Raw genomic sequence first — 12,696 nt, 5'->3', positions numbered from 1 at the left:
ATGTCGACCACTGAAGCACCCCGCACCGACGAGGCCCCTCGCTCCCGTCCCAGCACTCTGCCCGCGCGTCAGGCCGCTCTGATGAGCTCGTCGCGCGTCGAGCAGAAGGGCAACATCGTCGTCAAGTGGATCACCTCCACCGACCACAAGACGATCGGGTACATGTACCTCATCGCCTCGGTGCTGTTCTTCCTCCTCGGCGGCGTGATGGCGTTGGTGATCCGTGCTGAGCTGTTCGCGCCGGGCATGCAGATCGTGCCGACGAAGGAGCAGTACAACCAGCTGTTCACGATGCACGGCACGATCATGCTGCTGATGTTCGCGACGCCGCTGTTCGCCGGATTCGCGAACGCCATCCTGCCGCTGCAGATCGGAGCGCCGGACGTCGCGTTCCCGCGTCTCAACGCCTTCGCGTTCTGGCTGTTCCTCTTCGGCTCGACGATCGCCGTCGCCGGCTTCCTGACTCCGCAGGGCGCGGCGTCGTTCGGATGGTTCGCCTATCAGCCGCTCGCGAGTGCGTCCTTCTCTCCCGGCGCCGGCGGCAACCTCTGGATGCTGGGTCTGGGCATCTCGGGCTTCGGCACGATTCTCGGTGCGGTGAACTTCATCACCACCATCATCACGATGCGCGCCCCGGGCATGACGATGTGGCGGATGCCGATCTTCTCGTGGAACACGCTCATCACGAGCCTGCTGATCCTCATGGCGTTCCCGGTGCTCGCCGCCGCGATCTTCGCCGCCGGAGCGGACCGTGTGCTCGGCGCCCACATCTACGACCCGCAGAACGGCGGGGTGCTCCTCTGGCAGCACCTGTTCTGGTTCTTCGGCCACCCCGAGGTCTACATCATCGCGCTGCCGTTCTTCGGCATCGTGTCGGAGGTCTTCCCGGTCTTCAGCCGCAAGCCGATCTTCGGGTACAAGACGCTGGTCTACGCGACCATCGCCATCGCCGCCCTCTCAGTCGCCGTGTGGGCGCACCACATGTACGTCACGGGCTCGGTCCTGCTGCCGTTCTTCGCGCTCATGACCATGCTCATCGCCGTTCCGACGGGTGTGAAGATCTTCAACTGGATCGGCACGCTCTGGCGAGGGTCCGTGACCTTCGAGACCCCGATGGTCTTCGCCCTCGGCTTCCTCGTGTCGTTCGTCTTCGGCGGTCTGACCGGTGTCATCCTCGCGGCCCCGCCGCTCGACTTCCACCTCAGCGACTCGTACTTCGTGGTCGCCCACTTCCACTACGTGGTGTTCGGTACCGTCGTGTTCGCGATGTTCTCGGGCTTCTACTTCTGGTGGCCGAAGTGGACAGGCCGCATGCTGAACGAGCGCCTCGGGTACGTGCACTTCTGGATGCTGTTCATCGGCTTCCACATGACGTTCCTCATCCAGCACTGGCTGGGTGTCGACGGAATGGTGCGTCGCTACGCGGACTACTCCGAGGCCGACGGCTGGACCTGGGGCAACCAGGTCTCCACGATCGGCGCCATCATCCTCGGCGCGTCCATGCTGCCGTTCTTCCTCAACGTGTGGATCACGGCCCGCAAGGCGCCGAAGGTCACGGTCAACGACCCGTGGGGTTACGGTGCATCGCTCGAGTGGGCGACATCCTGCCCGCCGCCGCGTCACAACTTCACCTCGATCCCGCGCATCCGCAGCGAGCGGCCCGCGTTCGATCTGAATCACCCGGAGGCGGCCGAGTTCGCTACCACCGCCCCCGGCGAGCGAGAGGGCCACTGACCCATGCGCGACAACGTCATCCTCTGGTGGATCCTCACCGCGTTCTTCGCGCTGATGGGTGTGGTCTACACCGGCTGGCACATCCTGGCCACTCCGAACGACAACTTCGCCATGCGGATCGAGTGGGTCGGCACGGTTGCGCTGTTCTTCGCCGCGTTCATGGGTTCGATGGTCGCGTTCTACCTCGACCGCACTCACAAGGCGCAGAAGGGTGAGCTTCCGGAGGACATCCTCACGAGTGACATCGACGACGGCGACCCGGAGCTCGGCGAGTTCAGCCCGTGGTCCTGGTGGCCCCTCGTGCTCGCGGCCTCGGCCGGGGTCTTCGTGGTCGGCCTCGCCGTCGGACACTTCCTGCTCCCGATCGGCCTGGCGATCTTCGTGGTCGCGATCGTCGGCTGGGTCTACGAGTACTACCGCGGCAACTTCGCCCGCTGAGTATCATCCGGAAGGGCCCCGAGGAGTGATCCTCGGGGCCCTTCTGCTGTGTACGGGCGGGGTACGAGAGCTGCGTCACGCGCGGGTGCGGATGCGAGCGACTCCGGTGAGCGGGTCGACCGGACGCCGGTGGACGCCATCGGCGTCTTCCACGGGGTATCCCTCGCGCACCCAGTACTCGAATCCGCCGATCATCTCCTTGACGTCGTAGCCGAGCGACGCGAACTCCCGTGCGCCCTTCGCGCCCGCGTTGCATCCGGGACTCCAGCAGTAGACGACCACCGTCGCATCCTTCGCGATCTCCTGGGGTGCACGAGCGGCGATCTCGCTGTAGTGCATATGCACTGCCCCGGCCACGCGTCCCTGGGCCCATGCCTCGTCCGATCGGACATCGACGATGACGATGCTCTCTCCGCGCTGCTGCGCGGCATAGGCATCGCTCGCGTCCGTTTCCGCGGCGAGTTTGGTGGCGTAGTAAGCGGCTCGATCCATCATGATCACAGCCTAGGGACGGGTGGTGCGGAGCGCCGCTCGTATCCGGACGAAGGTGCATGCGAATCGCGCCAGCGTGGCCGGCAGCGTCCGCGTCAGAGCAGGATCGTCATCTGCAGTCGGCGTCCGTACCGGTCCAACCCGAGTTCCGTCTCCGTCTCGACGAGCTGCCGGTGGAATCCGGACTCGGGGATGCTCTCCTTGAATCCGCACGAGGCATAGAAGGGGGCGTTCCAGGGGATCTCCGCGTACGTGCGGAGCGTCATACGGGAGTACCCGCGGCGGCGAGCCTCCTCCAGCGCGGCCTCGACGAGACGCCGTCCGTGGCCGCGGCGAGCGTGCTCGGGGAGAACCGAGAGCTGCTCCAGATGGGCGGTGCCGTCGGCATCCAGCACGTGCACGAAGCCGACGGGGGAGGAGTCCGCGTTCTCTTGGAGAAGGAGCACGTATCCCGCCGATCCGACGCGCTCGGTCCCGTCTCCCGGCGGCGGCCACTCGGGTGCGCCGAGCGCTTCGACGAGGAGCGCGTCGGCGATGGCCTCGATCGTCTGGACGACCTCGGCGTCCCCGGCGACCGCTTCGCGTATCGTGCTCATACGACGATCCTTTCACGGGAACGTGAAAGGGCCCTGTCCGCGAACGGACAGGGCCCCGAGGGGGAGCGAAGCGGACTACTCCGCGTCGTCCTTCGACTTCTTGTCACGAGGGTGCTTGGGCGGGTCCGTCGCGATCACGGTGCTCGGAGTGTTCGCCGTCTCGTCGACGTGATTCTCCTCGGCCGTGAGAGGCGCGTCGGGGAAGCCGGCGCGATCGTGAGCGCCCTGGATCTCCGCCAGCTCCGTCTCCTCGTTCTGAGCGATGACGTGGTGCTGGTGGGCATCAGCCTCGTCGACCTCGGCCTGCGTGAGCGGAGCCAGACGGTCTTCGAAGAACCAGCGCGAGATCGAGGAGCGCAGGTTCTCGCTCCACGGGATGCGGCCCTTCTCGTTGGGGCGGACGACCAGCGGCTCGTAGCCGTCGACGTCGATGAGCTTCCAGCGGTCGTACTTGTCGACCGGCTCGTGGACCTCGATGAACTCGCCGCCGGGGAGGCGCACGATGCGTCCCGACTCGAATCCGTGCAGGACGATCTCGCGATCCTTCTTCTGCAGCGCGAGTGCGATGCGCTTGGTGACGAAGTAGGCGAGGATCGGGCCGAGGAAGAGCATCGCCTGCAGCGTGTGGATCACGCCCTCCATCGTGAGCATGAAGTGCGTCGCGATGAGGTCGGAGGATGCCGCAGCCCACAGGACCGCGTAGAAGACGACACCGGCCACGCCGATGGCGGTGCGGGTGGCGGCGTTGCGCGGGCGCTGGGCGATGTGGTGCTCGCGCTTGTCGCCGGTGATCCACGCCTCGAGGAAGGGGTAGATCGCGACGACGACGATGAACAGACCGAGGACGGCCACCGGCGCGAGGATGCCGAACGACCAGGTGCGGTCGAGGAACACGATGTCCCAGTTCGACGGGGCCAGACGCAGAGCGCCGTCGGCGAATCCGATGTACCAGTCCGGCTGCGTACCTGCCGACACGGGGGACGGGTCGTACGGGCCGTAGTTCCAGATCGGGTTGATCTGGAAGAACGTCGCGATCAGCACGATGGCGCCGAAGACGATGAACAGGAAGCCGCCCATCTTCGACATGTAGACGGGCATCATCGGGTAGCCCACGACGTTGTCGTTCGTGCGGCCGGGGCCGGCGAACTGCGTGTGCTTGTTGATGATCATGAGCATCAGGTGCAGACCGATGAGGGCGATGATGATCAGCGGCAGAAGCAGGATGTGCAGCGTGTACAGGCGGCCGACGATCGCGGTACCCGGGAACTCGCCGCCGAAGAGCATGAACGAGGTCCAGGTGCCGATCAGCGGCAGACCCTTGATCATGCCGTCGATGATGCGGAGACCGTTACCGGACAGCAGGTCGTCGGGGAGGGAGTAGCCCGTGAAGCCCTCGGCCATCGCGAGGATGAACAGGATGAAGCCGATGACCCAGTTGAGCTCACGCGGCTTGCGGAACGCACCCGTGAAGAACACGCGCAGCATGTGCACGCCGATGCCGGCGATGAACACGAGAGCGGCCCAGTGGTGGATCTGACGGACCAGCAGACCGCCACGGATGTCGAACGAGATGTTCAGCGAGGATTCGAGCGCTGCGGACATCTCGATGCCGCGCATCGGGGCGTAGGCGCCGGTGTAGTGCGTCTCGACCATCGACGCCTCGAAGAAGAACGTCAGGAAGGTTCCGGAGAGGAACACGACGACGAAGCTCCACAGCGCGATCTCGCCGAGCATGAACGACCAGTGGTCGGGGAAGATCTTGCGTCCGAGCTCCTTGACGAAGCCGGAGAGGCTGGTGCGCTCGTCGAGGTAGTTCGACGCGGCGCCGACGAAGCGGCCGCCGAGAGGCGCCTTGGTGTCCTTGTCCTCGTTGGACAGCGTTGCGGTGCTCAATGGCGCTCCCAGAAGCTCGGGCCGACGGGCTCGGTGAAGTCACTGCGTGCGACGAGGTATCCCTCGTCGTCGACGGTGATGGGCAGCTGCGGCAGCGGACGTGCGGCCGGGCCGAAGATGACCTTGGCGTGATCCGTGACGTCGAACTGCGACTGGTGGCAGGGGCAGAGGAGGTGGTGCGTCTGCTGCTCGTACAGGGCGACGGGGCAGCCGACGTGCGTGCAGACCTTCGAGTACGCGACGATGCCGTCGTACGACCAGTCCTTGCGGTCCTCGGCCTCGATGAGCTGCTCGGGACGGAGACGCATCATGAGGACGATGGCCTTGGCCTTCTCCTCGAGGTACCCGTCGTGGTGGCTCAGGGTCGCGAGCTCCTCCGGGATGACGTGGAAGGCGGATCCCAGAGTGACGTCCGCGGCGCGGATCGGGGTGCCGTCGGGGTCGCGGACCAGGCGCGCGCCCTTCTCCCACATGGTGTGCTTGAGCAGCGCGACGGGGTCGCCGGCGGTGGGGTCGTCCGGCGTGCTGTGCGGCGCCAGGCCGCGGAACAGCGTCACGCCGGGGATGATCGACGCGACGATCGCCGCGAACAGCGAGTTGCGGATCATCGTGCGGCGCCCGAAGCCCGACTCCTCGTTCGCCGCAGCGAACGCCTGGATGGTGGCCTCGCGTGTCGAGTCCTTGCCCCGGGTGGGGTGGCGGTGCTCGATGTGCTCCTTGTCGCTCATCAGCGCCTTGGACCAGTGGATGGCTCCGATGCCGAGGGCGAGGAGCGCGAGCGCGATCCCGAGACCGATGAAGAGGTTGTTCTGTCGGATGTCGATCAGAGCGCCGCTCTCGATCGGGAACAGCATGTAGGCCGCGACGGCCCAGATGCTTCCGGCGAGCGACAGGTAGAACAGCGTGTAGACGGTCCGCTCTGCGGTCTTCTCGGCGCGCGGATCCTTGTCGGTCATCCGCTCGCGGTGCGGCGGCAGCCCCGGGTTCTGCACAGGGTCGCTGACTGCGACGCCCAGCCCCGGAGAGGGCTGGTAGGCCCTGTCAAGAGCCTGCGAGTCGTCGTCGTGTGCCATGGTGCTCCTCGTACGTTCCTCTTCGATGAATAAGCGTCAGTTGGACTTCGCCGTGATCCACACGGTGATGGCGACCAGGGCGCCGATTCCGAAGATCCAGGCGAACAGGCCCTCGGACACAGGACCGAGCGAGCCCAGCGAGAAGCCGCCGACCTGCACCGACTGCTGCTGGAAGAGCAGAGCCGAGATGATGTCGCGCTTGTCCTCGTCGGACAGGTTCATGTCACCGAAGACGGGCATGTTCTGGGGGCCGGTGACCATGGCGGCGTAGATGTGCAGCGCGCTGGTCTCGGTGAGGGCGGGGGCGTACTTGCCCTCGGTGAGCGCGCCACCGGCGGCGGCTACGTTGTGGCACATGGCGCAGTTGACGCGGAAGAGCTCGGCGCCGTGCGCGACATCGCCTTCGCCGTCGAGGATCTCGTCCTTCGGGAAGGTGGGGCCGGGGGCCTCGGCCTGCACGTACGAGGCCATGGCGAGGATCTGCTCCTCGGTGAACTGCGGCTCCTTCTGGGGTGCCTGCGGTCCCTGCATCTGCAGCGGCATGCGCCCGGTAGAGACCTGGAACTCCACAGCCAGCTCGCCGACGCCGTAGAGGCTCGGGCCGTTGGGGGTTCCCTGCAGGTCGAGTCCGTGGCAGGTGGCGCAGTTCGCCTGGAACAGCTTCTCGCCGTCTTCGACCGTCAGCGTGCTCGACGCGGCGGTCTGCGTGTCGGTCGCGGCGAAGGCCGCGGATGCTCCGGCGTACACGGCGCCGGTGATCATGAGGCCTGCTCCGATGAGGGCCGCTGCTGCCAGGGGGCTGCGGCGGCCGTTAGAACGGCGCTTCTTCTCTCGTGCCATCTCGGGGATCAGCTCCGCTCTTATTTCAGGAAGTAGATAACGACGAACAGCACGATCCAGACGACGTCGACGAAGTGCCAGTAGTAAGACACCACGATCGAGGACGTCGCCTCCTTGTGCCGGAAGTTCTTGACGGCGTAGGCGCGTCCGATCACGAGCAGGAACGCGATGAGTCCGCCGGTGACGTGCAGGGCGTGGAAGCCGGTGGTGATGTAGAACGCCGATGCGTAGGAGTCGGCGCTGATCGGCATGCCCTCGGCGACGAGCTGCGCGTACTCCCAGACCTGACCCGACACGAAGATCGCGCCGAGTGCGAAGGTGAGGAAGAACCACTCGACCATGCCCCAGCCGAACAGGCGGCGACGACCGGCACCGTTCTTCTGGCCCTTGGGAAGGCGGTACGGCTGCAGGTCCTCAGCGGCGAAGACACCCATCTGGCAGGTGAAGGACGAGAGCACCAGGATGGCCGTGTTCACGAAGGCGAACGGCACGTTCAGGAGTTCGGTGCGGTCGGCCCACAGCTCGGGTGAGGTGCTGCGGAGGGTGAAGTAGATCGCGAAGAGTCCCGCGAAGAACATCACCTCGCTGCCGAGCCACACAATGGTGCCGACAGCTACCGGGTTGGGCCGCTTGATGGTTCTCGCCGCCGGGGCATACGTCGCTGAGGTCGTCACCCTTCCATTATGGCCGATCCGCGGGCATGATTCTCGCACCGCGGGGCCGCAGATAGCCCTCTGGGGACTAAGGGGACCCTAAGAAAACGCTGCGAATCCACGGTGAATCCCTGAGAAACAGCGGATGCCGCGTCCGCGCCCTCACTTCGATAACCATTCGAGCAGTTCGTTCCCGCCGATAGGATCGCTCACATGCCTGAAACGCTGACCTGGTCCGACGTGCTCACCACTCTTCTGGAACGTCGTGACCTCAGTGTCTGGGAGTCCACGTGGGCCATGCGTCAGATCATGCGCGGCGATGTCACGGAGGCGCAGCTCGCCGGCTTCCTCGTCGCGCTGCGCGCGAAGGGCGAGACCATCGACGAGATCGTGGGCTTCCGCGACGCGATCCTCGAAGCGGCGGTGCCGCTGCCTGTCTCTCCGAACGTGCTCGACATCGTGGGAACCGGTGGGGATCGTGTCGGCACCGTCAACGTGTCGACGACGGCCGCGATCATCATCGGCTCGGCCGGCATCCCCGTCGTGAAGCACGGCAACCGGGCGGCGAGCTCGGCCTCCGGCTCCTCCGACGTGCTGAGCGCGCTGGGTCTCGAGCTCACCCTGGATCCGGCGGCCGTGTCGTCGATCCTCGACCGCACCGGAATCACGTTCGCGTGGGCAGGGGCCTTCCACCCGGGGTTCAAGCACGCGGGCGGCGTGCGTGCGGAGCTCGGCGTGCCGACCGTGTTCAACATGCTCGGCCCGCTCTGCAATCCCGCTCGCGCCGAGGCCAACGCCGTCGGCGTGGCGCAGATGGAGCGTGTTCCGCTCATCACCGGAGTCTTCCGCACCCGCGGTGCGACGGCGCTCGTGTTCCGCGGCGACGACGGCCTCGACGAGCTGACCACGACCGGTCACAGCCGCATCTGGGAGGTCACGCGCGGCGACATCCATGAGCACGACCTGGACCCGCGCGATCTCGGCATCCCGCTCGCCGACCTCTCCGACCTCATCGGCGGCACGCCGGCGCACAACGCCGAGATCCTGCGGCGCACCCTCGCGGGGGAGCAGGGACCCGTCCGCGACATCGTGCTGCTCAACGCCGCGGCCGGCATCGTCGCCTTCGAACTGTCGCAGGACCCGACGCAGGCCACGCTCCCGATCGTCGAACGCCTCAGGGCGGGCTACGAGAAGGCCGCTGCCGCAGTCGACGACGGCCGGGCCGCCGCCAAGCTCGACCAGTGGATCGGCGTCAGCCGGGAGCTGGCCACCGCCTAGGAGGAGCCATGGACCCGATCGCCGCACTTCTCGAGATCGCCTCGCTGCTCGAGCGCGAACGGGCGTCGCGGTACCGGGCCAAGGCCTTCCGTCAGGCGGCCGCCACGCTCCAGCAGCTCCCGGACGACGTGCGCACGGACCCGACGCGGCTTCGTGCGGCGAAGGGGATCGGCGAGTCGACCTTCTCGGTGATCCGTCAGGCGCAGGCGGGTGAGGTGCCCGACTACCTCGTCGAGCTTCGCGGGGAGGTCGAGCCGGAGATCGCGTCGGAACTCCGCTCGAAGCTCCGCGGCGACTTGCATGCGCACACGGACTGGTCGGACGGGACGACTCCCATCGGGGTCATGGCGGCCGCCGCGCGCGCGCTCGGACACGAGTACCAGGCCATCACCGACCACTCGCCGCGCCTTCGGGTCGCCCGAGGCCTGTCCGCAGAGCGGCTGCGTGAGCAGATCCCGCAGGTGCGGGCGGAGTCCGGCGACGGCTTCACACTCCTCGCGGGGATCGAGGTCGACATCCTGGAGGACGGCGCCCTCGATCAGGAGGACGACCTCCTCGCGGAACTCGACATCGTCGTCGCGTCCGTGCACTCCAAGCTCAGGATGGATGCGCGCCCCATGACCGCGCGCATGCTCGCGGCCGTCGCGCACCCTCGCGTGAACGTCCTCGGACACTGCACCGGGCGTCTTGTGCAGGGGGACCGAGGGACGCGTCCCCTGTCCCAGTTCGACGCCGAGGCGGTGTTCGCGGCCTGCGCCGAGAACGGCGTCGCGGTCGAGATCAACTCCCGTCCCGAGCGGCAGGACCCGCCGGACGAGCTCATCGCGATCGCGCTGGAGGCGGGGTGCCTGTTCTCGATCGACTCCGACGCGCACGCGCCAGGGCAGCTCTCACTCCTCGACCATGGGGCGCAGCGCGCGGAGCGTGCCGGGGTCCCTGCGTCCCGGATCATCACGACCTGGGGGCTCGAGCGTCTGCTCGCCTGGGCGGGCTGACCCTCAGCCGGCGGTCGTGCCGACGGCGGCGATGGCTCGTGCCATCGATCCGCCGAGGTTCCAGGTCTCGGCCAGGGCCAGGGCAACATCGACCTCGTCGGGTCCGAGGGGGAGGAGGGGCTCAATGGGTGCGGCGATGTCGAGATCTTTCGCCACCTCGACGACGGTCGGAGCGACGTCGAGGTAGGCGGAGGCGGCGAGCACCTTGGCCCGCACCCCGGCGCTCATGCCCTCTCCCGCCTCGGCGGCAGCGCGGATGCCGGCGAGGTCGCCGTGCTCCTTGAGCAGCGTCGCCGCGGTCTTCTCGCCGACCCCGGCGACCCCGGGGAGTCCGTCGGAGGCATCGCCGCGCATCGTGGCGAAGTCCGCGTACTGGGTGGGAAGCACTCCGTACTTGCCGACGACGACGGCATCCGTCACGATCTCGAGGTTGCTCATGCCCTTCGCGGTATAGACGACGCGGACCTCGCGCTCGTCGTCGACGAGCTGGAAAAGATCGCGATCCCCGGTCACGATGTCCACCGGCATCGTGGCGTGGGTGGCCAGGGTGCCGATGACGTCGTCGGCCTCGTGCTCGGCGACGCCGATGATCGGGATGCGCAGGGCGGTCAGGGTCTCACGGATCAGCGGGATCTGTGCTTCCAGCGGATCGGGCACCTCTTCGACGTCCGGCCCCGCCGGCACGACCTCGACCACGCGGTGAGCTTTGTAACTCGGGATGAGGTCGACGCGCCACTGCGGGCGCCAGTCGTCATCCCAGCACGCGACCACGTGTGTCGGTTCGTACAGGGTGACGAGCTTGGCGATGATGTCGAGCAGGCCGCGAGCGGCGTTGATGGGGGAGCCGTCGGGGGCCGTCACCTTGTCCGGCACGCCGTAGAAGGCGCGGAAGTAGAGGCTGGCGGTGTCGAGCAGGAGCAGCTTGTCGGCGCGATCTGGCATGGGGACAGTCTGGCAGGGGAGTCGCCCGCCGACCGGTATTCGGGGGAAGCGGTCGGGCTCCCGGTCTGATAGTCTGAACTGTCACTCGTGGCGTGTCTCGCATGCCCTCGTGACAGAAATCACAATCCAACCGCTGTGAAGCATGCAGTACGACCGTGCGCGGTCGCAGCTTCCGGCCCGAGTTCCCATTCAACAAGGACAACCCACTACATGACTACCGCAACGACCGCCCCGGCCACCAAGCAGGTCGCCATCAACGACATCGGATCTGCTGAGGACTTCCTGGCCGCGGTCGAGAAGACCCTGAAGTTCTTCAACGACGGCGACATCATCGAGGGCACGATCGTCAAGATCGACCGCGATGAGGTTCTGCTCGACGTCGGCTACAAGACCGAGGGTGTCATCCCCTCGCGCGAGCTCTCCATCAAGCACGACGTCGACCCCAACGAGGTCGTCAAGGTCGGCGACGAGGTCGAGGCTCTCGTTCTCCAGAAGGAGGACAAGGAAGGCCGCCTGATCCTCTCCAAGAAGCGTGCGCAGTACGAGCGCGCCTGGGGAGACGTCGAGAAGATCAAGGAGAACGACGGCGTCGTCACCGGTACGGTCATCGAGGTCGTCAAGGGTGGACTCATCGTCGACATCGGCCTCCGCGGCTTCCTGCCTGCGTCGCTCATCGAGCTGCGCCGCGTCCGCGACCTCACGCCGTACCTCGGCCAGGAGATCGAGGCCAAGATCCTCGAGCTCGACAAGAACCGCAACAACGTCGTGCTCTCGCGCCGCGCCCTGCTCGAGCAGACGCAGTCCGAGTCGCGCACCACGTTCCTCAACAACCTGCACAAGGGCCAGGTCCGCAAGGGCGTCGTCTCGTCGATCGTCAACTTCGGTGCGTTCGTCGACCTCGGCGGCGTCGACGGTCTCGTGCACGTCTCCGAGCTGTCCTGGAAGCACATCGAGCACGCCTCCGAGGTCGTCGAGGTGGGCCAGGAGGTCACCGTCGAGATCCTCGAGGTCGACCTCGACCGCGAGCGCGTCTCCCTGTCGCTGAAGGCGACGCAGGAGGACCCGTGGCAGGTCTTCGCCCGCACCCACGCGATCGGCCAGGTCACGCCGGGTAAGGTCACCAAGCTCGTTCCGTTCGGTGCATTCGTGCGCGTCGCGGACGGCATCGAGGGCCTCGTGCACATCTCGGAGCTCTCGAGCAAGCACGTCGAGCTCGCCGAGCAGGTCGTGTCGGTCGGCGAAGAGGTCTTCGTCAAGGTCATCGACATCGACCTCGAGCGTCGTCGCATCTCGCTGTCGCTGAAGCAGGCCAACGAGTCGGTCGACCCCAACGGCACCGAGTTCGACCCGGCCCTGTACGGCATGGTCGCGGAGTACGACGAGAACGGCGAGTACAAGTACCCGGAGGGCTTCGACGCCGAGACGGGTGCCTGGAAGGAAGGCTTCGACGCCCAGCGCGAGGCATGGGAGCAGGAGTACGCTGCGGCCCAGGCTCGCTGGGAGGCGCACAAGGCTCAGGTCGCGAAGGCGGCCGAGGCCGAGGCTGCGGCCGGCGACGACTTCGGTGGCCAGTCCTTCTCGAGCGAGGCCGCCGGTGCGGGCACGCTCGCGGACGACGAGGCTCTCGCGGCTCTGCGCGAGAAGCTCTCGGGCGGCAACTCCTGAGCATCAGCTCTCACCGGAACGGGCCGTCACTCTTCGGAGTGGCGGCCCGTTCCGCGTATCCGGGACGGGGCGTCGGAGTCGGCCCCTGGCTTACGTG

At 66.9% G+C, this 12,696-nt stretch carries 12 protein-coding genes; 5 read left to right on the top strand and 7 right to left on the bottom strand.

What is annotated here, in order from left to right; all coding sequences use genetic code 11:
• Together ctaD and RAC81_RS14365 are read left to right on the top strand one after the other, a co-directional pair.
• Entirely contained in the window at positions 1 to 1,734 is a 1,734-nt protein-coding gene (gene ctaD, locus RAC81_RS14370; RefSeq protein WP_375082993.1) for a cytochrome c oxidase subunit I, read from the top strand.
• 3 nt (positions 1,735 to 1,737) lie between these two features.
• Positions 1,738 to 2,172 carry a cytochrome c oxidase subunit 4 gene (locus RAC81_RS14365; RefSeq protein ID WP_375082992.1) on the top strand — a complete coding sequence of 145 codons (435 nt, stop codon included), beginning with the start codon at positions 1,738 to 1,740 and terminating at the stop codon, positions 2,170 to 2,172.
• A 75-nt stretch (positions 2,173 to 2,247) separates the two neighbouring features.
• Here RAC81_RS14365 and RAC81_RS14360 read toward each other — a convergent pair whose 3' ends face one another.
• From RAC81_RS14360 to RAC81_RS14335, 6 genes are all read right to left on the bottom strand, one after another.
• A complete protein-coding gene (locus RAC81_RS14360) occupies positions 2,248 to 2,667 on the bottom strand; it encodes a rhodanese-like domain-containing protein (RefSeq protein WP_375082991.1) in 420 nt (139 codons plus the stop codon).
• 92 nt (positions 2,668 to 2,759) lie between these two features.
• On the bottom strand, positions 2,760 to 3,260 hold the full coding sequence (locus RAC81_RS14355; protein WP_375082990.1) for a GNAT family N-acetyltransferase: 501 nt from the start codon (positions 3,258 to 3,260) through the stop codon (positions 2,760 to 2,762).
• 75 nt (positions 3,261 to 3,335) lie between these two features.
• Positions 3,336 to 5,153: a cytochrome bc complex cytochrome b subunit gene (locus tag RAC81_RS14350; RefSeq protein ID WP_375082989.1), complete on the bottom strand. Its 1,818-nt coding sequence runs from the start codon at positions 5,151 to 5,153 to the stop codon at positions 3,336 to 3,338.
• The gene (locus RAC81_RS14345) at positions 5,150 to 6,226 is read right to left on the bottom strand and encodes a ubiquinol-cytochrome c reductase iron-sulfur subunit (protein ID WP_375082988.1); all 1,077 of its coding nucleotides are present in this window, start codon (positions 6,224 to 6,226) and stop codon (positions 5,150 to 5,152) included. Before RAC81_RS14345 ends, RAC81_RS14350 begins: the two co-directional genes overlap by 4 nt.
• 36 nt (positions 6,227 to 6,262) lie before the next feature.
• A complete protein-coding gene (locus tag RAC81_RS14340) occupies positions 6,263 to 7,066 on the bottom strand; it encodes a c-type cytochrome (protein ID WP_375082987.1) in 804 nt (267 codons plus the stop codon).
• Positions 7,067 to 7,086: 20 nt separating this feature from the next.
• Positions 7,087 to 7,644, bottom strand: a complete 558-nt coding sequence (locus RAC81_RS14335) for a heme-copper oxidase subunit III (protein WP_251588899.1) — start codon at positions 7,642 to 7,644, stop codon at positions 7,087 to 7,089.
• Positions 7,645 to 7,932: 288 nt separating this feature from the next.
• Between RAC81_RS14335 and trpD the strand changes: the two genes are divergently transcribed.
• Positions 7,933 to 8,997: an anthranilate phosphoribosyltransferase gene (trpD, locus tag RAC81_RS14330; RefSeq protein ID WP_375082986.1), complete on the top strand. Its 1,065-nt coding sequence runs from the start codon at positions 7,933 to 7,935 to the stop codon at positions 8,995 to 8,997.
• A gap of 8 nt (positions 8,998 to 9,005) precedes the next feature.
• Complete coding sequence (locus RAC81_RS14325; RefSeq protein ID WP_375082985.1) at positions 9,006 to 9,992, top strand: PHP domain-containing protein; 987 nt, start codon at positions 9,006 to 9,008, stop codon at positions 9,990 to 9,992.
• Positions 9,993 to 9,995: 3 nt separating this feature from the next.
• Here RAC81_RS14325 and RAC81_RS14320 read toward each other — a convergent pair whose 3' ends face one another.
• Entirely contained in the window at positions 9,996 to 10,934 is a 939-nt protein-coding gene (locus RAC81_RS14320) for a 5'-3' exonuclease H3TH domain-containing protein (RefSeq protein ID WP_375082984.1), read from the bottom strand.
• 210 nt (positions 10,935 to 11,144) lie between these two features.
• On the opposite strand from RAC81_RS14320, the gene rpsA reads away from it, so the two are divergent.
• On the top strand, positions 11,145 to 12,599 hold the full coding sequence (gene rpsA / locus RAC81_RS14315; protein WP_096715640.1) for a 30S ribosomal protein S1: 1,455 nt from the start codon (positions 11,145 to 11,147) through the stop codon (positions 12,597 to 12,599).
• Positions 12,600 to 12,696: the final 97 nt, after the last annotated feature.

Origin of the sequence: Microbacterium sp. CR_7 (genome assembly GCF_041954755.1) — a bacterium.
Classification (GTDB): Bacteria; Actinomycetota; Actinomycetes; order Actinomycetales; family Microbacteriaceae; genus Microbacterium.
The sequence above is the reverse complement of the archived record's forward strand: the minus strand, read 5'-3'. Positions and strand labels throughout refer to the sequence as shown.